The organism is Cryomorpha ignava (genome assembly GCF_010686655.1).
GTDB classification, from domain to species: Bacteria; Bacteroidota; Bacteroidia; order Flavobacteriales_D; family Cryomorphaceae; genus Cryomorpha; species Cryomorpha ignava.
Window position 1 is genome coordinate 1 of sequence record NZ_JAAGVY010000028.1, and the last position, 22,656, is coordinate 22,656.

At 41.6% G+C, this 22,656-nt stretch carries 23 protein-coding genes; 11 read left to right on the top strand and 12 right to left on the bottom strand.

Annotation, left to right across the window (positions count from 1 at the left end):
* Window positions 1–198 precede the first annotated feature (198 nt).
* From G3O08_RS13570 to G3O08_RS13590, 5 genes are all read right to left on the bottom strand, one after another.
* Complete coding sequence (locus G3O08_RS13570) at window positions 199–1,110, bottom strand: NAD-dependent epimerase/dehydratase family protein (protein ID WP_163285926.1); 912 nt, start codon at window positions 1,108–1,110, stop codon at window positions 199–201.
* The gene (locus G3O08_RS13575) at window positions 1,111–1,794 is read right to left on the bottom strand and encodes a phosphoadenylyl-sulfate reductase (RefSeq protein ID WP_204336880.1); all 684 of its coding nucleotides are present in this window, start codon (window positions 1,792–1,794) and stop codon (window positions 1,111–1,113) included. It lies immediately after the preceding gene.
* A gap of 36 nt (window positions 1,795–1,830) precedes the next feature.
* Window positions 1,831–3,207, bottom strand: coding sequence for a VWA domain-containing protein (locus tag G3O08_RS13580; protein ID WP_163285927.1), 1,377 nt, complete (start codon window positions 3,205–3,207; stop codon window positions 1,831–1,833).
* The gene (locus tag G3O08_RS13585; protein ID WP_163285928.1) at window positions 3,204–4,703 is read right to left on the bottom strand and encodes a GH3 auxin-responsive promoter family protein; all 1,500 of its coding nucleotides are present in this window, start codon (window positions 4,701–4,703) and stop codon (window positions 3,204–3,206) included. Before G3O08_RS13585 ends, G3O08_RS13580 begins: the two co-directional genes overlap by 4 nt.
* Before the next feature lie 458 nt (window positions 4,704–5,161).
* On the bottom strand, window positions 5,162–6,049 hold the full coding sequence (locus tag G3O08_RS13590; protein ID WP_163285929.1) for a M23 family metallopeptidase: 888 nt from the start codon (window positions 6,047–6,049) through the stop codon (window positions 5,162–5,164).
* A gap of 127 nt (window positions 6,050–6,176) precedes the next feature.
* Here G3O08_RS13590 and porW point away from each other — a divergent pair, with 127 nt between their 5' ends.
* The 11 genes from porW (at window position 6,177) to G3O08_RS13645 (ending at window position 15,879) form a co-directional block, all read left to right on the top strand.
* Window positions 6,177–8,876 (top strand): type IX secretion system periplasmic lipoprotein PorW/SprE, encoded by a 2,700-nt coding sequence (porW, locus tag G3O08_RS13595; protein ID WP_163285930.1) that lies wholly within the window; start codon window positions 6,177–6,179, stop codon window positions 8,874–8,876.
* Between the two features lie 49 nt (window positions 8,877–8,925).
* Window positions 8,926–9,357: a bactofilin family protein gene (locus tag G3O08_RS13600; protein ID WP_239541224.1), complete on the top strand. Its 432-nt coding sequence runs from the start codon at window positions 8,926–8,928 to the stop codon at window positions 9,355–9,357.
* On the top strand, window positions 9,335–9,550 hold the full coding sequence (locus tag G3O08_RS13605; RefSeq protein WP_163285932.1) for an AtpZ/AtpI family protein: 216 nt from the start codon (window positions 9,335–9,337) through the stop codon (window positions 9,548–9,550). The genes G3O08_RS13600 and G3O08_RS13605 overlap by 23 nt, the downstream gene beginning before the upstream one ends.
* 249 nt (window positions 9,551–9,799) lie before the next feature.
* Window positions 9,800–10,192, top strand: a complete 393-nt coding sequence (locus G3O08_RS13610) for a hypothetical protein (protein ID WP_163285933.1) — start codon at window positions 9,800–9,802, stop codon at window positions 10,190–10,192.
* Window positions 10,193–10,321: 129 nt separating this feature from the next.
* Window positions 10,322–11,461, top strand: coding sequence for a F0F1 ATP synthase subunit A (atpB, locus tag G3O08_RS13615; RefSeq protein WP_204336881.1), 1,140 nt, complete (start codon window positions 10,322–10,324; stop codon window positions 11,459–11,461).
* A 39-nt stretch (window positions 11,462–11,500) separates the two neighbouring features.
* Window positions 11,501–11,746, top strand: coding sequence for an ATP synthase F0 subunit C (gene atpE / locus G3O08_RS13620; protein ID WP_163285934.1), 246 nt, complete (start codon window positions 11,501–11,503; stop codon window positions 11,744–11,746).
* 82 nt (window positions 11,747–11,828) lie between these two features.
* Entirely contained in the window at window positions 11,829–12,317 is a 489-nt protein-coding gene (locus G3O08_RS13625; protein WP_163285935.1) for a F0F1 ATP synthase subunit B, read from the top strand.
* Between the two features lies 1 nt (window position 12,318).
* On the top strand, window positions 12,319–12,870 hold the full coding sequence (atpH, locus tag G3O08_RS13630) for an ATP synthase F1 subunit delta (protein WP_163285936.1): 552 nt from the start codon (window positions 12,319–12,321) through the stop codon (window positions 12,868–12,870).
* A gap of 18 nt (window positions 12,871–12,888) precedes the next feature.
* On the top strand, window positions 12,889–14,463 hold the full coding sequence (gene atpA, locus G3O08_RS13635; RefSeq protein ID WP_163285937.1) for a F0F1 ATP synthase subunit alpha: 1,575 nt from the start codon (window positions 12,889–12,891) through the stop codon (window positions 14,461–14,463).
* A gap of 45 nt (window positions 14,464–14,508) precedes the next feature.
* Window positions 14,509–15,384: an ATP synthase F1 subunit gamma gene (gene atpG / locus G3O08_RS13640; protein ID WP_163285938.1), complete on the top strand. Its 876-nt coding sequence runs from the start codon at window positions 14,509–14,511 to the stop codon at window positions 15,382–15,384.
* A 141-nt stretch (window positions 15,385–15,525) separates the two neighbouring features.
* Window positions 15,526–15,879 carry a GIY-YIG nuclease family protein gene (locus G3O08_RS13645; protein ID WP_163285939.1) on the top strand — a complete coding sequence of 118 codons (354 nt, stop codon included), beginning with the start codon at window positions 15,526–15,528 and terminating at the stop codon, window positions 15,877–15,879.
* A 136-nt stretch (window positions 15,880–16,015) separates the two neighbouring features.
* Here the strand turns inward: G3O08_RS13645 and accC are convergent, their stop codons facing one another.
* The 7 genes from accC to G3O08_RS13680 all read right to left on the bottom strand — a co-directional run bounded on the left by accC (window position 16,016) and on the right by G3O08_RS13680 (window position 22,547).
* Entirely contained in the window at window positions 16,016–17,356 is a 1,341-nt protein-coding gene (accC, locus tag G3O08_RS13650; RefSeq protein WP_163285940.1) for an acetyl-CoA carboxylase biotin carboxylase subunit, read from the bottom strand.
* 36 nt (window positions 17,357–17,392) lie between these two features.
* The gene (gene accB / locus G3O08_RS13655) at window positions 17,393–17,911 is read right to left on the bottom strand and encodes an acetyl-CoA carboxylase biotin carboxyl carrier protein (protein WP_163285941.1); all 519 of its coding nucleotides are present in this window, start codon (window positions 17,909–17,911) and stop codon (window positions 17,393–17,395) included.
* A gap of 48 nt (window positions 17,912–17,959) precedes the next feature.
* Complete coding sequence (locus tag G3O08_RS13660; protein ID WP_163285942.1) at window positions 17,960–18,958, bottom strand: beta-ketoacyl-ACP synthase III; 999 nt, start codon at window positions 18,956–18,958, stop codon at window positions 17,960–17,962.
* Between the two features lie 138 nt (window positions 18,959–19,096).
* On the bottom strand, window positions 19,097–19,288 hold the full coding sequence (gene rpmF / locus G3O08_RS13665) for a 50S ribosomal protein L32 (RefSeq protein ID WP_163285943.1): 192 nt from the start codon (window positions 19,286–19,288) through the stop codon (window positions 19,097–19,099).
* A gap of 15 nt (window positions 19,289–19,303) precedes the next feature.
* Window positions 19,304–19,813, bottom strand: coding sequence for a YceD family protein (locus G3O08_RS13670; protein WP_239541226.1), 510 nt, complete (start codon window positions 19,811–19,813; stop codon window positions 19,304–19,306).
* A 66-nt stretch (window positions 19,814–19,879) separates the two neighbouring features.
* A complete protein-coding gene (gene pdxA / locus G3O08_RS13675) occupies window positions 19,880–20,929 on the bottom strand; it encodes a 4-hydroxythreonine-4-phosphate dehydrogenase PdxA (protein WP_163285945.1) in 1,050 nt (349 codons plus the stop codon).
* Between the two features lie 196 nt (window positions 20,930–21,125).
* Window positions 21,126–22,547, bottom strand: coding sequence for a leucyl aminopeptidase family protein (locus tag G3O08_RS13680; RefSeq protein WP_163285946.1), 1,422 nt, complete (start codon window positions 22,545–22,547; stop codon window positions 21,126–21,128).
* Window positions 22,548–22,656: the final 109 nt, after the last annotated feature.

Sequence of the window (22,656 nt, forward strand, 5' to 3'; positions counted from 1 at the left end):
AAAACCGATTTTGGAACAACCATTAACAATATCCCAAATATCAAACGGTTAAATCAATTTCTTGAGGAAGATTAAAAGAATAAATATCATGTTTTAGTGTACTTTTAGATGTGCGAAACTTTAGTAAATTATATACAACTACCTCTAATTTAAATGTGATTTATTGTAATTACTCTTTCCGGGAAAAACGCCACATTATCAAGCCATCTTACCAACAAAAAACCTAAGCTCATCCAAAAAGGTCTCTTTATTCTCGCCAATTAAATCAAGCACATCGCTATCAGGTTTTACTTTTATTTGGCGCAAGCTAAGCTGCTGATCAACATAAAGCATCTCCATTGCTGGAAAGATTTCTTTTAGTGAATAGGCAACATCATTAATACTTAAATTTCTGTCTATCAAATCATAATGTAGCCCGGCATCCTTTTCAAAAAGCAGTTTTTCCATAAAATCAACAACTCGGTTTATGCCGACAAAGGCTCTACCCTGGTCTCCGTTTCCATTAATGGTTACGCGACCCACATTCTTGGCGTCAAAAACAAATTTATTTATTACAGCATCAAAGCGCATACTTCGTGAGTAGCCGTAAACATTGGCACATCTCACAATCGAAACAGCTTTTTTAGACTTGAGTCTCTCCACATGCCTTTCACCGTTCAACTTTGAAATTCCGTAAAACGTTTTCGGTGTTGTAGGCGTATCTCCACCCACTTCGTCCTCACTGGAACCGTACACGCTAACGCTGCTCATATAAATCAAACGCTGGCAATCAGATTCTTCTACGGCGTAAGCTAATTCAGCTGTTCCCCAGTTGTTTACCTGGTCAAATAGATGGGGGCTTTGATCGGCAAAAGGTGTGGTAACTTTTGCAGCCAGATGAATTACCGCATCAACTTTCGCGACTTCTTTGCGGAGGGTATAAGAGTCTAATACGTCTGCTTCCGCGAATGAGACCTTGGAAGTGAGCTTATGATCGCCCAAAAAGAAATTAAAATTCTTGCGACTCAGGTTGTCATATACCCGAATGGATGACACGTCAGGATGATGCATCAGTCTGCTGCAAAGCTCGGTACCAATGTATCCGGCACCACCGGTAATCAATATTTTCATTTATTTCTCTACTAAGTCGGTGTGCAGACCACATTCAGTCTTGTTCATTCCAAACCAGCGTGCTTCGCGGGCATCGTTTGGCATAGCTTTGCGCGTACATGGCTCACAGCCAATACTCGAATAGCCTTTCTCATCAAGCGGATGACGTGGCAAATTGTGTTTTTTAATATAGTCGAAAATGTTTTTTCCGCTCCACTCAAGCATCGGATGAAAACGCATCGCTCCCTGCCCTGCCGTTTGGAAAGTCTTCATGGTTTTCCGGTTGGCATTTTGGTCACGTCGTACCCCATTAATCCATACATCATGGGTTTTTAAAAGATTTTCTGTCGGCTTTACCTTGTTGATTTGGCAGCAATAATCCGGATTTGATGTGAAGAGCATATTTCCCAAGCTGTCTCGCTGCTGAATTTTTGGAATATCAGAAAAAATACTCCGTATTTCAATGTCAAACTCCTTTGCTAGCTCATCTTTAAAAGCCAGTGTTTCAGGAAATAGAAACCCGGTATTTAAGCAATAAACCGGAATATCCAGACCACTGCGGGCAATGATGTGAATTAGCGGAATAGAATGTGTTTGAAACGACGACGTCACGAAAAGTGACTTGCCCTCGTTTTTTAGTTTATTGATATTTTCAATAATTTCTTCTACTTGCATAGTGGTGCGAAAGTACAGATTGTGAACCAAAAAGAGATTGTTTTATCTCATTGTTTGAAATCCACCTCAACGAACAGAACTTTTCTTAATCTCATCAATAAGTTGATTCCCTGCATCGCTTGCCTGATTTACAGCCACAAACCGCCCACCGCCTTCGTCAACAAGCTGATTCATTTGCTTTGTGGTAAATGGCCCGCATTTTATTCCCAGCACTGATAGCTGAATATTTTTTCGCTTGTATTTTGATGTATAATTCATCGCTTTGTCTACCCCTTCATTAAAGGCGCCGTCAGTAGCGAGAATAATTTGATTGTTTCCGTTATCTACGAAATGGCTCATTGCCACACTCCCTGCTTTATTGATTGCTTTTGCTCCCGCTGTTCCTCCGCCCGGCTCAAGCGCGAGTATAGCAGCTATACAAGCATCGCGATCCAGATTGCTTTCTGTTTCTATGATTACATTCGTTTCATTAGAATAGCTGATAAGCGAAAATCGGTCAACAGGTCGCAACACATCAAGCAATTCTACCATAGCGATTTTTAGCAGATCAAGTTTGCCATCCTTTTTCATTGATGTGGAAACATCTACCAGAAAAACCAAATTGTTTTGCTTAAAACCACTTAAAGGAAGTACTGAATTTTCAGGCTCTACTGGTATGGGAATATCTCTCGGGGTTTGCTCAACCGTCGGCGTACTTAACGGTTTTGGCTCAACAGGAATTTCAATTTCTTCCTCCTCCAAGGCAACCTCTTCGTCTTCAATAACATACTCTTTAATGGCTTCCTCGTAAATAATCTCTTTCGCCTCAAGCATGGCGAGTAAATGCGAATTTACAGCATTTACATAGAGTGCTGTATCCATTTGAAAACCATTGTGTTGTATCGAGAAAAAATATCTGCCGTAAGGCAATTGCGCCGATACTTCGCCGTGTTGATTTGTAGAAAGATTATCAATTTTTCTTCCATCCTTATACACCGCTATTTCAGCTTCTTCAACAGGGATATTTTTGATCAATTCGCGAACTGAAATATGAAATTGATTGTCGTTGGCGGCCGTATTGCTTCCAAAATCAGGACATGGAATCAGGCTGCTTGCTGCAAATGTGGATTCGCCTTTGATTTCAATCATTTCCGGTTTCGCCCATGGGCTAGCGTGCACTGCCAGATCAATGCTAAATTTTCCTTCTGCCTTTGGGCTCACCGCCACACGAATAAATTCAGATTTGCCGGCTATCACGGTTTTTGCCGAAAGTTTTATGTCAGTATTTTTTGGCCCTTCTACTCTAAAGATTACCGCATCGGCACTGCCCGAATTGCGAATTTCAAAGTCAACCCAGTTGGGATCGGCCCGGCGCAAAATACCAAAATCTTTCACTTTATCAACCATGGCGAGCTGCGCCGAAGCCGATAAAATCAAAACACTAAAAAGAAAACTTAAACTCATTTTTCGCGCCATTCTGTAAGTACATCGGCAATTTTGCGGTCGTTGCTCAATCTGGGAACTTTATTCTGGCCACCAAGCTTGCCCTGCGATTTCATGTAGGCATTAAACGCGTCTTGCTTCAAAGATGTTATCCGAAGGGGTCGAAGAATTTTCCCATTTATCAAATCAGCGTAGTAAGCATTCCTCTTTTGCATCGTTTTATCTATGCTTTCCGCAAATGCAGTCATGTTTTCGGGCGCTTTCGCGAAAGCGATGAACCACTCATGATAGGGCAGACCTTCAGTAGGATTGAGCTCAGGTGCAACCGTAAATTCTATCACCTCGGCAGGATATTTTTCAACCGCTTCGCGAAGTGCCGCTTCAACTTCTTCTGCAATGACGTGCTCACCAAAAGCCGAAGTAAAATGCTTAATCCTTCCGGTAACGAGAATTTTATAAGGGTTTAGCGAAGTAAACTTCACCGTATCGCCAATGCTGTAGGCCCACAAACCAGCATTTGTAGAGAGTATCAAAGCGTAATTTTTATCGACCTCCACTTCAGCGAGTGATATACGGGGTGGATTTTCATCAAAATAATTTTCGGCAGGAATAAATTCAAAAAATATTCCCGCATCGACATTTAGCAGGAGCGAAGAATCGTTTTGATCGTCTTGGAAAGCGATAAATCCCTCGCTGGAAGGATAGGTTTCTATGCTATCTACTCTTTTGCCTATCAGTTTTTCGAACCGGCTGCGGTAAGGCTCAAAGTTTACACCGCCATATACAAAGAGGTTGAAATTTGGAAAAACCTCTTTGATATGCTGCTTACCCGATCGCGTGAGAATGCGTTCAAAATAAAACTGAACCCAGCTCGGAATCCCCGAAATTAGGGTCATATCTTCATTTATAGTTTCATCTATTATCGCATCTACTTTTGTTTCCCAATCGTCAATGCTATTCGTTTTAAGACTCGGCAATCGATTTTTTTGCAAATAGGCAGGAATGTGATGCGCCACAATTCCCGAAAGGCGACCGGTAGCAATTCCGTTTTTCTCTGTCATTACCGGGCTTCCCTGCAAGAAAATCATTTTCCCATCAACAAAATCCGCATTTCCTGTTTGACTAATATAGAGCAAAAGTGCATCGCGGGCAGCGGTAAGGTGATGTCCCATCGACTCTTTCGAAATGGGAATATACTTCGTACCGGAAGTCGTTCCAGATGTTTTTGAAAAATATTTAGGTAATCCCGGCCAAAAAATATCAGCCTCACCATTCACAAGTCTGTCGAAATACGGTTTCAATGCTTCGTAATCGCGTACAGGAACCAATTTTTTAAAATCACTATATGATTTAATCGTACTAAAATCATGATCCTTGCCAAATTGGGTATCCTTGGCCTTATCGGTAATTTTTAAGAGCGTTTGGTTTTGCCGATTTACCGCATCCTTTTTCCAGGCATCGACCTTTTTTCGGGTTTGCTTCGCAATGATTTTACCGAAGAATTTTTTTAGGCTCATGTGCAGAGTTGAAGTATTAATTGGTGTTCAGAGCGTGTTGTAGTCTGAATTTCCAAATATAGCGTTATATGGTTTAATTGGTGAATTCCTCAGCAAAGCTTTATTTATATTGCTCCGAAGCTTTCGCAAAAGCGCAAAGAGTTATAGCTCTGGAGGCTCACGCAAAATTAGAGAGAAAAAAAACACGCTCCATATTGACTTCTCACGGTCGAAAGGTCGCAAATTTTAGATCAAGCCACAGACAAGGGAAATTTTAGCTAAAGCTCGAAAAAAAGGCAGAAAGAGCGCATATTGATCTCGCCACCCTTTCGCAGGTTTTGTCTTTTCGCAGCGCGAAGCCCACTTTGCGCCTTTATTCGCTTTGCTCACCCTTCGGGCTCCTTTTAGTCGTGAAATCGCTATCGCTAAGTTGCGGCTTTGCGTGAAACCCTTTTTGCGAGAAACCTTTAAGACAAATCTTAACTTGAAAAAGCAATAAAATCTTGGGGATCAAGCGGAGAGCCATTGTACCAAAGTTCAAAATGCAAATGCGGCCCGTCGGTCAGTTCGCCCGAATTCCCAATAATAGCAATACTCTCGCCGGCAACTACCTGATCTCCCACATTTTTGAGCAGGGCAGAGTTGTGCTTGTAAATTGAAATCAGATTATTTGAGTGCTGTATTTGGATAACATTCCCGCCATCGCTGGTAAAAGAAGCCATAATAACGGTGCCGTCGTAAACGGCTTTTATAGCTTCACCTTCTTGTGCTGCAACATCCACACCCAAGTGCCCAATAGCCGAATTAAACGATGAGGTAACGGTTCCCCGAATGGGTGTGAAAAACAAGACTCCCGGCAGACCTAAGAACGCTGAAGATGTAGCGTTTTGTGTTGTTAGGGCATACTGCTCTTTCGATTCAATTTCTGCCCGAAGCAACGAATCTTCTTTCGATACCGAAAAATCAAGTCCCGTATAAACTTTTGTTTCCCCATCGCCTTCCACATCGGTGCTGTCTTTGCCAATTGTACCGTTTAAAATATGCTGCAGGTTTACGAAATAAGCTTGATACTGATCCTGTGCCTCTTCCAGTGAATCGGCTTTAAGAGCAGCATTCAACGCATTGAGCCGCATATTGGTATCGCTGTATCCGGGAATGTACTCTTTTAGCGGCGTGAACAGAACGAGCGATACAACCACAGCTGTAATAATCACAAATACCAGCGCCACTCCGGCAATAACGTTCAGTGGAGTAAGAAATGCGGAGAAGCGCTCATCGAAAGTCGCATCATTAATAATCACAAGCCGATACTTATTGCGGAGCTTGCGAATTAATTTCTTGCGTTCTTTTGGATTTTTCTTTGCCATCAATTTTCAATCGGGCGTAAATATCTGAAATTTAAATTGGCGGAATTACCACATTAGTTTCTAAGTTCTTAAAAAATGCAATAATTTTGTAATCTTTGAGTTAAACGCTTACCCAAAGTATTTGATATTGAAAATTACATCTTTATATAGACTCACTTTTTTGCTTTTTGTTGCCGCGATGGTTGTGTTAAGTGGCTGTTCGCGAAAAAAATCGGGCTTTACCCATCGGCTTTATCACAATACTACTTCGCATTATAACTGGTATTTTAATGCCAATGAAATGATGAAGCAGACCCAAAATCAACTCTGGTTAAGCAAGGAAGATGATTATTTGGAGCTTTTACCCGTTTATGTTTTGCCAGATGAAACGGCTCAAAAAGGTCTGTATCCCCAAATGGACGAAATAATTGATAAGTGCAGTACGGTAATAGACCGCCACAGCATGGAAATCAAGAAAAAAGAATACAATAAATGGATAGACGATAATTTTTTGCTTATCGGTATTGCCAATTATTACAAAGGAAAATATGCTACGGCACAAGAAATGTTCTCGTACTGCGCCAAGAAGTATAAGGGTCAGGAGTCGCGCTTTGATGCCGCCCTTTGGCTTGCCCGCACTTATGTAGAGCAAAAACAATACAATAAAGCACTTACTGTTCTTTCGGTAGTAGAAAAAGATGAGAGTAAGGATAGACCTAAAGATTTTTTGGCCAATTTTGAAACGGTGTATAGCGATTTATACCTCAGACAGGAGCGCTATAAAGATGCCGAGCCGCACCTCGAAGATGCTGCCCGTCTTACTACCGATAAACAAATGAAAGCACGCCTGACATTTATTCTCGCCCAAGTGTATAAGGAGCAAAATAAATCGCAGCAGGCAATTGATGCTTACGCAGATGTTATTAAGCAGCGACCAGCTTACGAGATGGAGTTTTACGCTAAAATAAGCCAGGCGCTGGCTTACGACCGCCGGCTCGATCCGCAAAAAATTATGGATATGCTTTGGGCTATGGCCAAAGATGAAAAGAACGAGGAGTATTACGATCAGATTTATTACGCTCTAGCCGAAATAGAAATTGAGAATCAAAATATTCCGGAGGGGATTACGCTTTTAAAAACATCGGCTCAAAAGAGTATAAATAATCCGCGGCAAAAAGGAAAAAGCTTTCTGCGCCTGGCCGAAATTTACTTTATAGATCGCGAATACGTGCTTGCCAAGAATTATTATGACAGCACCGCTACCTATCTACCCGAAGAATATCCCGGTTATGAGACTATTGTTGCCACAGGCGCGTCGCTAAATGATTTGGTAACGAATATTTTCACAGTACAATACAACGACAGCATTATTGCTCTGGCGATGATGGATGACAAAGACCGTGACAAAAAGCTCCTCCGCATGATTGCCGATCTGGAGGCAGAAGAAGATCGCAAAAAGCAGGAAGAACTTGCAGCATTGGAAAGAATTCAAAATGCCGTTCCCACCGGGGGCGATAAAGGCCGAGGGGGAGGCGGTAAATCCTGGTATTTCTATAATTCCTCAACTGTGGGAAGCGGTTTTCAGGAGTTTAAACGCATTTGGGGTCAGCGGAAGCTGGAAGACGATTGGCGCAGATTGACTAAAACAACCTTTGCCGGTGGTGATGGAACTATGGGAGCCGATTCCGATTCGCTTTTAGCGGAAATGGGGCAAGAAAAATCGAATGTGAAATCGCTTGACGAGTACCTCGCCGAGCTTCCGCAAAGCGATGCAGAAATAGCAGCGGCCCACAACAAAATTATCGAAGCTCTTTACGATATCGGCACCATTTATAAAGAGCGCCTCAAAGACGACGACAATGCCATAGAGTCTTTTCTGCGTATAGCCAATGAGTACGATACAAGCGCGGTGGCACCTCAGGCATACTATCAGCTTTACCGAATCTATCTCGAAAAAGAGCAGGCTGGTGGGTTTGTTGGAACGGGTTATAAAGACAATTCGGCTTATTATAAAGATGTTATTCTATCAGATTATCCCGATAGCGAATTTGCAAAACTTATTCTCGATCCCGGTTTTATTACATCGGCAAATCAGCGGTACCAAGCTGAAAAGGCCATATATGAAGAAACTTATAAAAAATACAACAGGAGGCAGTACACTGATGTGCTCATAGCGTGTAATACCGTAATACAGGAAGAGCCCAATAATAATTTTATCTCTAAGTATTACCTTATTAAAGCACTTACCGTGGGCGCTCGCAGAGATGCGGACAATTATGAAACTCTGCTGCGCGAAATAATTGTAAAGTTTAAGGGTACTCCCGAGGCAGAAAAAGCTGCTGAACTTTTGGGTGAGCTCAATAAACTAAAAGCAGAGCTTGCGCGAAACAAGAAAAACGATGACAATACCAACAATGCTGATGCCGACGGCGATGCAACTGCCGCTATTAACGATGCAGCAAGTGAAGAGGATATTGCAATGTTTACCTACGAAGAAGCTTCTGAACACTTTTTTGCCCTTATTTTTCCAAAACCAGATGGCGACGCGACTAAATTAAAAAGCACCATTGGTAATTTTAATACTGAGTTTTTTAGAAACGAAAAGTTGCGCATTACCAATAGCTTTATTGACCGCGACCACCAAATCATTATTGTTCGTAGCTTTGCAGATCGCGCCGCCGCAATGGACTTCTACAATACCTTTATGGTTAATGACGATATCCTCAAAGAAATAAACGGGGTGCAGAGTTATCAAAAATTCGTAATTTCAACCAAGAATTTTACTGTTTTGTTCAGAAATAAGAACGCAGACGTATATCAACAGTTTTTCGAAAGTAAATACTTGTGATATACATCTTAACTAAATAAACATGTTTAAAAGCACAAATCAACGAGATATGGCGAAGACAAACGAAACTCACTCACCTGAGCAATTAAACCGCATAGTAGCGGGCACTAAAATAGAAGGAGTAATCGTTTCGGATAACAATATTCGGATAGATGGAACGGTAAAAGGCACCATTACTGCCAAGGGCAGATTGGTGGTGGGCCCCACCGGAAAAATAGAAGGAGAAGTGATTTGTGAAAATGCCGATATTGAAGGTGCGCTAACTGGTACTATTACTGTAAATGGCATCCTTTCGCTTAAGTCTACTGCCCGTCTTGAATGTGATATTACCACCAAGAAACTGGCCATTGAGCCCGGTGCCGTATTCAGCGGTAAGTGTGTAATGGGTGGCGGCGTAGTAAAAGACATGAAGCAAAGCATGGAAGATCAGGGGCGTCAACGAGTTCAAGACTCATCTCATGCCCAGTCAAAAGAAAGATAGCGGCAATTCTAACGAGGCATTAAAATACTCGGGAATGGCCGTGAAAATGGCAGTGGCAATTGCTGCCGGTGTGTTTGGCGGGCAATATCTCGATGAAAAAATGGGCAACGCAAACCCTTGGATGACAATAATCTTGTCGCTAATTGGTGTGGCTGTGGCTATCTACTTTGTTATAACTGATACTTCCAAATAGTGTCTGTATACCAAGTCCAACAGCTTCGTTATGCCTGGTCTTGAATCTTATGATCCAAACGCTGAATGCTATTGACAAACCCTGAATATGAATCTATCCACTACTCATTTGCAACCTTTCAACTTTTGAAGCCCGTGTGGGGCGTAAATCTTAGCGCCTTTAGACTGGAGGGAGTGTCCGTATGGAGCGGTTAAACAGATTGAGATAGGTAATTCCTTGTAACTAAACTGGCCACCCAAAATCTTCTAAATGAAACAACAAACATCTAAATTTCGCCGCGAGTTTTTAATTGTGGTAATACTATGTTGCCTTGGCGCCTATGCAACGGCTAAGTTTGCGCTGCATCAAGCCGTACCACTATCTTTCTGGATTATGACGGCGTTTATTAGCATAGCCACATTTTTTATTTTCAAAATCTTAATGGATGCCAATGTAAATAAGCGGCCACCGGTATTTGTAAATTATTTTTTGGCTGCACTTACAGGCAAATTAATGCTATCGGCAATTCTGCTTTTAGTGGTAGGGTTGGCCGACCGTTCTAATCTTAAATTCTCAGCAATAGGCTTCTTTATTGTCTATACACTTCTCACTGTCGTCGAATTAAAAAATTTATTGCCTTTGATTAGAAATTCTGATCGCTGATATTCAGTGTTTTATCCAGTAAATTAGGCAAATAAAAAAAAGGTGATCAATATATTTCATTCTCAATATTAAATATCTATTTTTGCAGTCCAATTTTCGCGCTCCAAAACGTGCGAAAACTAGCGTAGAATGTCAATGACTTTAAAGAAATTAAGCCGCCCGTTTTTCGCCATTGTAACTTTCATGTTATTGGCATCGCAGCCCGTGCTTTTTGCTCAAGAGCACACAGAGCAACCCGACTCAACACAGCATGAAGTCGAAAAAGAGAAGTTTAATGCCGGTGAGATGATTATCCACCACATTTCCGATGCGCATGAAATTCACCTTTTTGGCGATGCAGCCATCTACCTTCCGGTAATACTATATGCAGATAACAGTGTGAAAGTTTTCTCAAGCTCACACTTTTATCACAACGAAAAGCATTTTACAAATGCCGAAGGAGAATCTGAGCATTACTATGAGTATAATGGCTTTGTAATGCACCACGAGCATATTTACGCTGCCGCAGATGGTGGTATATCGCTTAACGCTGAAACAGGCGAAGTAAATAACGCTTCTGTTCTAGACTTTTCTATTACTAAAACCGTTACCGGAATTTTAATTACCTGTTTGGTTCTTCTTTTGATATTTGGCACTGTAGCTCGCGGATATAAAAAGCGCAAGGGCAGCGCACCAAAAGGGCTTCAATCGTTTATGGAACCGCTTATTTTGTTTATTCGAGACGAAGTGGCCATTCCATCTATTGGTGCTAAAAAAGCGGATAGGTATATGCCCTTCTTGCTTTCTACTTTCTTCTTTATTTGGATAGCAAATATTCTCGGTCTTATTCCATTTATTGGTGGTTTCAACGTTACTGGAACGCTAAGCGTAACACTTGTGCTTGCCGCGATTGTATTTATTATCACTACTATTAGTGGGAACAAGCATTATTGGGGTCACATTTTATGGCCTCCAGGTGTTCCTCTTCCTATTAAGTTTATTCTTGTTCCTATTGAGGTCGCCGGACTCTTCATCAAGCCATTGGTCTTGATGATACGACTCACAGCAAACATTACAGCGGGACACATAATTATATTGGCATTCGTAGCTCTGGTGTTGATTTTTGGACAGATGGGCGCCGCTGCTGGTTATGGAGTGGGTGTAGGAAGTATTCTCTTTATGGTATTTATGTTTTTTCTTGAGTTGCTTATTGCATTCTTGCAAGCTTATGTGTTCACATTGCTTGCAGCCCTTTATTTTGGCGATGCCACACAGGAAGCTCATCATTAATCTAGGCTTTATTAATAACTATATAAAAACAAAAGCAAAATGGAATTATTAAACATTCTTTTACAAGTTGCATCAAATGCTGGTTTGGCTGGTATTGGTGCTGGTTTGGCTGCAGTTGGTGCAGGTATTGGTATCGGTAAAATTGGTGCCTCTGCCCTTGAATCAATGGCGCGTCAACCAGAAGCAACTGGAGACATTAGAGCGAATATGATCATCGCAGCAGCCCTTATTGAAGGGGTTGCACTTTTCGGTGTTATTGTTTGTCTTTTGGTTGTACTTGCGTAGAACTATGGAAAGGTGAGCTGCGACGGTTGGTCGTAGCCCCTTTCTTTTTTTGAAAAAAATTGACCATTAAAAAATAAACAATATGCTTTCAGTTAGTATAGGTACAGTAGTTTGGAGCTCCATAGCATTTTTAATTGTGCTATTTCTTTTGGCTAAACTGGCTTGGAAACCAATTTTGGCATCGATTAGAGAGCGCGAAGATTCTATTGACGATGCGCTTAAATCTGCCAGCAAAGCCAGAGAAGAAATGGCTAATCTTACCAAGAGCAATGAAGCACTTTTAAATGAGGCTAGAGCTGAGCGCGATGGTATGCTCAAAGATGCACGCGGTACGAAAGATCAAATTATTTCTGAAGCCAAAGACCGCGCTGATGTGGAATACAATAAAATATTGGCTTCTGCTAAAGATGCTATCCGCCAGGAAAAATCTGCGGCAATAGCCGAGATTAAAGAGCAGGTAGCTACTTTAAGTATTGAAATTGCTGAACGCGTTATTCGTGAAGAGCTGAAAAGCGACGAAAAGCAAAAGCAATTGATTGATAAATATTTGCAAGAAGCAAAACTGAATTAAAATGCAACAAGACTCGCAAGTAGCTATACGATATGCTAAGTCGCTTTTAGACTTTGCGCTAGAGCGCAAAGAACTTGAGGCGGTGGCTGCGGATATGGCGCTTATTTCACAAACTTGTTCTAATAGCAAAGATCTTCGACAAATGTTGAAGAGTCCGATTATTAAGCCGGAAAAAAAGCTAACCGTTATCAAAGAGATTTTTGGTGGTGAAATAGGGAGCGTAACGCTTAACTTTCTTGGTGTAATTGCAGGAAAAAAACGTGAAAACATCCTTCCCGAAATAGCAAATGCCTTTACAACAGTTTACCGCAAACATCTCGGTATTGTTTCTGCCGAAATAACCAGTGCCGTTGCGCTTTCTGATAACGAGCGCGAAAAAGCAATTGCTGTAGTTCAAGGAATGGGCACCGGAAAGGTGAAATTGATCGAAAAAATAGATAAAAATATTATTGGCGGCTTTATCATACGCGTTGACGATAAACAGTACGACGCATCAGTGGCAAGCCGAATTACAGCGCTTAAGCGCACTTTTTCAAAAAATCATTTACAGTAGAATTTTAAACAGATCATCATGTCTGAAATAAAACCAGCAGAAGTATCAGCAATCCTAAGAGAACAACTCGCAGGACTTAAATCTCAAGTAGAACTTGAAGAAGTAGGAACCGTTCTTCAGGTAGGAGATGGTATTGCTCGAATTTACGGATTGTCAAGTGTACAAGCCGGAGAGTTGATAGAGTTTGAATCAGGCCTTAAAGGGATGGTTCTCAACCTTGAACAAGATAACGTTGGAGCCGTACTTTTGGGTGCGTCAACAACCATTAAAGAAGGTGATACCGTAAAACGAACCGGCCTTATTATGTCTATAGAGGTAGGCGAAGGAATGCTCGGACGTGTAGTAGACACTCTGGGTCAACCAATAGATGGTAAAGGTCCGATAGAAGGGAAGCTATACGAAATGCCTATTGAGCGTAAAGCTCCAGGGGTTATTTTCCGCCAGCCGGTAAACGAGCCTTTGCAAACAGGTATTAAAGCTATCGATGCCATGATTCCGGTAGGCCGTGGTCAGCGTGAGCTTATTATCGGTGACCGCCAAACCGGTAAAACTACTGTTGCGATTGATACCATTATCAATCAAAAAGAATTTTACGATCGCGGTGAGCCTGTTTTCTGTATTTATGTTGCCATTGGTCAAAAAGGATCTACGGTAGCACAAATCGTTAAAACACTTGACGAAAACGGTGCACTTCCATATACTTGTGTCGTTGCATCTAACGCTTCAGACCCAGCGCCAATGCAATTTCTTGCCCCATTTGCAGGAGCAGCAATCGGTGAATATTTTAGAGATACAGGCCGCCCGGCATTGATCGTTTATGATGACTTATCAAAACAAGCTGTTGCTTACCGTGAGGTATCTCTTCTTTTAAGAAGGCCTCCGGGGCGTGAAGCTTATCCTGGAGATGTATTCTACCTTCACTCTCGTCTTCTTGAGCGTGCGGCTAAGGTTATCAACTCTGATGAGATTGCTTCGCAAATGAACGACCTTCCAGAATCACTTCGCGGAGTGGTGAAAGGTGGTGGTTCGCTAACAGCACTTCCAATTATTGAAACACAAGCGGGTGACGTATCTGCATATATTCCTACCAACGTAATTTCGATTACAGACGGTCAGATATTCCTTGAGTCAAACCTTTTCCTTGCCGGGGTGCGGCCTGCAATTAACGTTGGTATTTCTGTATCGCGTGTTGGAGGTAATGCTCAGATTAAATCAATGAAGAAAGTAGCTGGTACGCTAAAACTTGACCAGGCGCAGTACCGTGAGCTTGAAGCTTTCGCGAAATTTGGTTCAGATCTTGACCCTGCTACAATGTCGGTTCTTGGAAAAGGAGCACGTAACGTAGAAATTTTGAAGCAAGCACAAAACTCTCCAATGCCGGTAGAGGATCAGGTTGCGATAATTTATTTAGGTACAAAAGGCTTGTTGAGCAAAGTACCGGTAGATAAGATTCGTGAATTTGAAGAAGAATTTCTTGCATTTATGGACACCAAGCACCGCGATGTGCTCGATTCATTGAAAGCAGGTAAATTGACCGACGAAATAACAGCTGTACTTGAAAAAGTAGCTTCAGAACTTTCATCAAAATATTAATTGATCGCTGAGCCGCCTTTTGGCAGCATAACCGACTAAGAAAATATGGCAAATCTAAAGGAAATACGATCCAGAATAACATCGGTAAACTCTACACGACAGATTACCGCTGCTATGAAAATGGTTTCTGCTGCGAAACTCAGGAGAGCTCAGGATGCTATTACCCAGATGCGTCCGTATGCTGAGAAATTGCAGGAGATATTGCAAAATCTAAGCAGTGCACTCGACGTGTCAGAAAATCCGTATGCCGCTCAACGTGAAGTGAAAAGAATACTCATCGTTTCTATTACTTCAAATCGTGGTCTTTGTGGTGCGTTCAATAACAACGTCATTAAGCAGGCAAAGACTATTATTGCACAAAATCCGGGTGCGCGCATTCAGGTTTTGTCAATTGGTAAAAAGTCTTTTGATGTATTTAAGAAGACTGATTATGCTCCGGGTGTAGGCTATCCTACCGAAGCGTACAAAATCTATGAGGATTTAAATTTTGCCGATGCTTCTTCTATTGCAGAATGTGTAATGGATAAGTTTGAAGCCGGTAAATTAGACAAGGTTTACCTGGTTTATAACTCATTCAGAAATGCAGCGATTCAAATATTAGAAACGGAGCAGTTTCTGCCTATAGTTCCGCCAGAAGCTTCTTCAGAATCAACTTCGCAAATCGACTATATTTTTGAACCAAACAAGGAAGAAATTGTAACAGAATTGATTCCCAAATCGCTAAAAACACAGTTTTATAAAGCGATATTAGATTCGAATGCAGGTGAGCACGGTGCGCGTATGACTGCCATGCACAAGGCTACCGATAATGCAACTGATATGCTTAAGGATCTTAAACTTACCTATAACAAAGCCCGTCAGGCTTCTATTACCAATGAGATTTTGGAAATTGTTGCAGGTGCAGAAGCATTGAACGGATAAGAGAATAAAATTTCTATCGAAAAAGCCTTGCGAAGATTCGCAAGGCTTTTTTTATGGGTTCGTATCCGCGAGCTGTTCTGAAAATAGAATTTTATTTCAGTGTTTTTTCTGATCTTGTCTAATCTTATCCATCCCCCATTAATGCCAAAAACTGGATATACCTATGTATTAAGCAACAAGAACAGAACGGTTCTTTATGTTGGTGTAACGAGCAGAATTCGACTTAGAATGCTACAGCATAAAAGCGGTCATGGTTGTGTTTTTTCTTCGCGGTACAACGTGTACGACCTAATGTATTTTGAGACAATTCCGATTATTGTAAATGCCATTAAGCGCGAAAAGCAACTTAAAAACTGGCATAAAGAGTGGAAATGGAATTTTATTAAAGAGAATAATCCAGATTTGATCGATCTGGCCTGCGAATGTTTACCGATGAGGAAATACTGGAGTATAAGAAGAAGAAGATGGATAAGGAGAAAGGGAAGAAGTGATTAGACCCAGGCACAATGAACAGACTCTGATTAGACCCAAGCACAGTGAACAGACTCTGAAACAAGTTCAGAGTGACGTTGGTTAACGAGTGACGTTGGTTAACGACTCACGCCAAGGTGACGTATGGATGAAAAAAAGCCTACGGCTTCAAGTCAAATGTCTCCAAAAACTTGGTAGTAAAATCTCCTTTTTTAAACTTCTCGTCTTCAAATAAACGAATGTGGAACGGTATGGTGGTTTTAACCCCATCAATAATGTATTCGCTCAAAGCGCGATACATCTTTTTGATTGCCTCTTCACGAGTTTGGGCTCTTACGATGAGTTTAGAGATCATTGAGTCGTAATTTGGCGGAATGGTATAGTCGGCGTAAACGTGAGTGTCTATGCGCACACCATGGCCTCCGGGAGCGTGATAAACTGTAATTTTCCCAGGACTTGGTCTGAAGTTATTGAATGGATCTTCAGCGTTTATTCGGCACTGGATAGCGTGCATTTGAGGTTCGTAATTTATACCGCTTATTGGAATCCCGGCGGCAATCTTAATTTGCTCCTTTACAAGGTCAAAATTAATTACTTCTTCGGTAATGGTATGCTCTACCTGTATACGGGTATTCATTTCCATAAAATAGAAGTTTCGGTGTTTGTCAACCAAAAATTCTACTGTTCCTACTCCTTCATAATTTACGGCAGCGGCAGCTTTTATAGCCGCCTCGCCCATCTTTTTGCGAAGGGCCTTAGTCATAAATGGACTCGGCGTTTCTTCAACAAGCTTTTGGTGGCGACGCTGAATAGAGCAGTCGCGCTCGCTCATATGGCAAAATGTACCAAACTGATCGCCGGCAACCTGAATCTCTATGTGGCGTGGCTCTTCAATAAACTTCTCCATATAAACACCATCGTTTCCGAAGGCAGCTTGCGCTTCGCGCTGGATGGCGGACAGAGCATTTTCAATATCTTCTTCTTTCCAAACTACGCGCATCCCTTTACCACCACCACCGGCAGTAGCTTTCATCATTACCGGAAGGCCAACTTCTCTTGACATTTTAATGGCATGTTTGCCGTCTTTTAGCAATCCTGCCGAACCGGGAACACAAGGCACACCGGCAGCAAGCATAGTTTCTTTGGCCGTCGCCTTATCTCCCATTCCTTCAATTTGATCAGGCAGGGCACCAATAAATTTGATTCCATTCTCAGCACAGATTCTGGAAAACTTAGCGTTTTCTGACAAGAATCCGTATCCCGGATGTATTGCATCTGCATTAGTGATTTCTGCGGCCGCAATAATATTTGGAATGCGTAAATAAGACTCCGAACTGGGAGGAGGGCCAATACAAACGGCTTCATCTGCAAAACGAACCGGCAGACTTTCTGCATCGGCAGTGCTATATACGGCAACGGTTTTAATGCCCATTTCCTTGCAGGTTCTAATAATCCGCAAAGCTATTTCACCGCGATTGGCTATAAGTATTTTCTTAAACATAAGAAGAGGCGTCAGGTTTCAAAAAAGATAGAAAACTTAAGAAGGATCTACCAAAAATAATGGCTGGTCGTATTCAACCGGCGATGCATCTTCGGCGAGCACTTTAACGATTTTTCCGCTTATTTCGGCTTCTATTTCGTTAAAGAGTTTCATCGCTTCAATGATGCAAATCACCTTTCCTTCTTTAATATCGTCTCCTACCGAAAGGAAAGGATCTTTATCAGGCCCAGGCGAACGATAGAAGGTACCAATCATCGGAGATTTTACCGTGATGTACTTTGATTCATCCTCTGCTTTTTGGTCTTTGGTTGGCTCAGCAGCTGAAGGTGCTTGTTGCTGCATTTGCTGTACCGGTTGCATTTGCTGTGGCATCATCTGCGGCATCATTTGCATGGGCTGCTGTAGGTATGCTTCCTGCTGTTGCTGCGATCCTTTCTTTTTCTTATCAGATTCGCTTTTAATGGTGATCTTAAAGTTTGCTTGTTCTATTTCCACTTCGGTTACACCAGAGCGGGCTACAAACTTTATCAAATCCTGTATCTCAGTTAATTTCATAATTGGTGAGTTGGATAAATGCGGGCGTTAAATATAAAAATGTTTGGGCTATTTGGTATCATATGCCCATTTTAAATAAATGGAACCCCAGGTAAAACCGCCACCAAAAGCCGCGAGAATAATGTTGTCGCCTTTTTTTAGCTTGTTTTCCCATTCCCATAAGCAAAGGGGAATTGTTCCATTCGTTGTATTTCCAAATTTGTGAATATTAATCATCACCTTAGATGGGTCAAGCCCCATTCTATTAGCGGTAGCATCGATAATGCGTAAATTAGCCTGATGAGGTACCAGCCATGCTACATCTTCGCCGGTAAGATTGTTTTTCTCGAGAATTTCTGCAGAAACATCGGCCATTTTGCTCACCGCAAATTTAAATACGGTTCGGCCCTCCTGAAAAATATAATGATCTTTGTTTTCTACTGTTTTTACAGTGGCGGGATTGAGCGATCCACCTGCTTTCTGGTGCAAATAATCTCTTCCGCTTCCATCGGTGTGCAATATGGAATCTTGAATTCCCATTCCTTCCTCATTTGGCTCAAGAAGCACTGCTCCGGCACCATCTCCAAAAATTATGCAAGTACTTCTATCGGTATAATCAACGATAGAGCTCATTTTATCTGCACCTACAACAATAATTTTCTTGTATTTGCCAGTTTCAATAAATTGGCTTGCGGTTGTAAGGGCGTATAAAAATCCGCTACACGCTGCCATAATATCGTATGACCACGCGTCTTTTATTCCGCATTTATGCGAAATTAAATTTGCGGTAGAAGGAAATAGATGATCTGGAGTAGCCGTAGCACAAATCACCATATCAATTTCTTCTGGCCCGATACCCCGTTTTTTCAGTAAGCCTTTTACGGCTTCGGCTCCCATATCGCTGCTCGCTTTTGTGGGATCCTTTAAAATTCTTCTCTCCTGGATTCCGGTACGCGCTCTGATCCACTCATCGTTGGTATCAACGATTTTTTCTAAATCGGCATTTGTGAGTTTATCGTCCGGCACGTAACCATTTACCGCTGTAATTGCTGCCCGTAATTTGGTCATTTAGTATGCAGTTTATCTGAAAAATTGGATGTGATTAAGGCGCTAAGTTAGAAAACTTATTGCACGCAAGACACTTCGGCGTGTGCGCACAAAAAAAATCAGCCATTTAGGCTGATTCTAAATTGCTTTAAGAATTTCTTATTCGGCGGCGGTAGGATCCATTACGACCTTACCTTTATAATAAAGTTTTCCTTCATACCAGTGCGCTCTGTGGTACTGATGTACTTCGCCGGTAGTAGAGTCCGTAGCAAGAGTAGGCCCACTGGTTTTGTAATGTGTGCGGCGTTTATCTCTTCTTGTTTTGGATATTTTTCGCTTAGGATGTGCCATTATATATGTTTTATGTTACTTCAATTTTTTTAATGCGTCCCATCGGGGATCTGTATTCTTTGCTTTTAATTCTTCTGCTTTGATTTTTAATTTCTTCAGTCGCTCAATTGCTTCCTGATCACAATCGCTTTTTTTGCTGTGTACCCGCTTATTGGGAAGGCTAATAACAATCATTTCATAAATATGATGCGATACATCAATTTCATGACTGTCATGGCTAAGCACCAGAATATCATCTGTTTGTTCGAATGCCTCATCGCCAAACTTCACGTATATTCTTTCCTTTGTTTTGATGGGCAGATCAAAATCATCTCCACACCTATCGCAGGGTACTGTAGTTTTACCTTTCGCCTTAAAGTCAAGCACGAGCATACTGCTCGATTTTTCAAGTTCGAGTTTTACCTCGATCTCGGCGTCTTCAAGCAAGCTACTCTCAAAAGCTTCAAAGAACAACCGGTCAATTTTAAACTTGAACTCATGTTTACCTTCTTTCAGTCCGAAAAAGGGTATGATAAATTCTTCCATGACCATCCTCCCTAAATATTGGGACGGCAAATGTAGTCAAAAATTCATAATTGCAATGCTCAAAAACTAATCTTTTTTCTGAGGTTGTAAAGCGTTGGCAGCAAGCTCCCGGTTTTCCATTCGGGTATGGTAAATATCGCATGCCATATAAAGTGCCTGCCTAAAGCTTTGCTCACTTGCAATTCCTTTGCCAGCAAGGTCATAGGCGGTGCCGTGTGCCGGAGATGTGCGCACAATTGGCAAGCCTGCGGTAAAGTTTACGCCGTATTCGCCGGCAATAGATTTAAAGGGTATAAGCCCTTGGTCATGGTACATCGCCAAAACGGCATCAAAGTTTTTCCAGTTTGAACTTGCAAAGAATCCATCTGCAGGAAACGGGCCAATGGCTAAAATTCCCTGATCGCGCGCCTCATGAATGGCAGGGTTTATCACATCTTTTTCTTCCATTCCCAGCAATCCGTCATCGCCGGCATGAGGATTTAATCCCAACACGGCAATTTTTGGTTTTTCGATTGAGAAATCGGTGCGCAGAGTTTTATCAATGGCGAGTATTTTTTTCAGAACAGCCTGTTTGGTAATATGGGTATTTACATCTTTAAGCGGAATGTGGCCTGTAACGACTCCTACACGCAGGGTTTCGCTACACATAAGCATAAGTGCATCTTCTACATTGCTATATTTTGCCAAATATTCGGTATGACCCGGAAAATGAAAATCCTCACTCTGAATATTCTTCTTGTTAATGGGAGCGGTAACTAGTACGTCTATTTTGTTGCTGGCAAGGTCTTGCACAGCTTTTTGCAAAGATTCAAATGCCAGTTTTCCGGCTTGCACACTTACCTTCCCCGGCTCTACTAATAATTCTTCGCGGGTAATAGATATGAGATTTGCTTTTTTGTAAACCGCCTGATCTGCATCTTTTGCTCCCTGAAAAGTTATTTCGTCGAGCCCTAGTTCTTTTTTGTAAAAGTTCATTACTCGGTTTGATCCGTAAACTATGGGTATTATATTTTGGAAAAGCCTGCTGTCTGAAAGCGTTCGGAGTATAACCTCCGGGCCTATTCCATTCATGTCGCCGAGCGTAATCCCTACTCTTATTCTATCAGTACTTGTCATTTTTTTCGTTAAGTTATTAATTAACTTTCAGCTTCTTATGAAAGTTATGCCTAATAATTTTCCTTTTGTGATGCCTCTAATATAACGTGCAAATCGGAAAACTATTAAAATCTGAGTGCAAATTTTTACACATCTGTTTACTACTCAGATGTGTTATAGACAGCCGCAATAAGTAAAACACAATCGTTAAAGCTAATTACTTATAATCCTTAAAGAAACTAAACAACAAATTTACACCAAATCCGGTTGCACCTTTCGGTAAATATCCACGTGCAGAAGGTAAGAACGCCGGACCGGCAATATCGATATGTAACCAAGGGTAATCTGTAAATCTCTCCAAAAACTTACCTGCAATAATAACCCCTGCAAGTGGCGAAGATCCTAAGTTCTTAATGTCTGCAATGTCGCTTTTCAGGTCGTTTTCGTAATCATCCCATAAGGGGAATTCTACCAGCCGTTCCCAGCTGTTTGTGCCCGCTTCGAGCAATTTAGATTTTGTCGCATCGCTTGCCGAGCCCATTAGTGCTGCCGCATAAGTGCCAATTGCCGCGATTGCCGATCCTGTAAGGGTAGCAAGGTCAATGGTTAGTTCGGGTTTTAATTTTTTAGCGTAAGCCAGCGCATCAGCAAGTACCAGTCTCCCTTCAGCATCGGTATTCATTACCTCTACTGTTGTGCCATCCATCATTGTAATTACATCGCCGGGGCCATAAGCGTCAGGGCCGGGTTGATTGTCGGTGGCGGGAATCAAACCGACAATATGAATGGGAAGACCTGCAGTCGCTGCCGCGAAAATGGCACCGGCCACGGCCGCTGCTCCACCCATATCACATTTCATAATATCCATAGAGTTGAGAGTGGGCTTCAAACTCAAGCCTCCGGTATCGTATACGATGCCTTTTCCCACCAGCACTATTGGTTTCTTGTTTTTAGGTTTAGCAGGTTTATATTCAATAACAGAAAAGGTGGGATCCTTAGTACTTCCTTGATTTACAGCAAGCAAACCGCCCATTTTTAGGGCTTTAATTTTGGTTCTACCCATTATGTCTACCTTGTATCCCGCTTGTTTTCCGCCGTCTTTTATACGTTTGGCCATCTCAACGGCGGTTAAAATATTCGCGGGTTCATTAACTAGGTCGCGGGCAAAATAAATTCCATCTAAAACAGCGATTAAAGAATCTACTTCTTTCTTAGAGCTGATTTCTTTTTGAACGCCAATATGTTTAATTTCAAAAGCAGACTTTTTCTTTTTATAAGGTTCAAAACGGTAATTTTTAAGCCATAATCCTTCGGCAATAGCCAATGCGCTACTCTCATTGCCAGTAGCCAAATGCACCGATGCTTTATTAATAGATTTCATAAAATCCCAAAGAGCTGCCCCGGCAATCCTATAATGTTCGGTACTATTTTTACCGTCTTTTGGTTTCTGAATATTTACATAAGTGATGCCCTTGCTTGATGCCGAAATAAAAGATTGCCAGTCGGCGGGTTTAGCGCGTAGGGATTTCTTTGTTTCAGCTGTAATATGTGCGTCAAGCGCAGATGAAAATTCGCCATCAATAATACATATCACATCTTCGCCCTGATGCTTGGATTTGAGCTTAATTGGTGCAGACATAAGTTTATTTTGCGCTAATTTAATCTTTTATTATTGCTATCCTATTGTCAGTATATGAGAAGCAGTAGCAGTTATTTACAATAGAAATGACATTTATAGCGTTTATTCT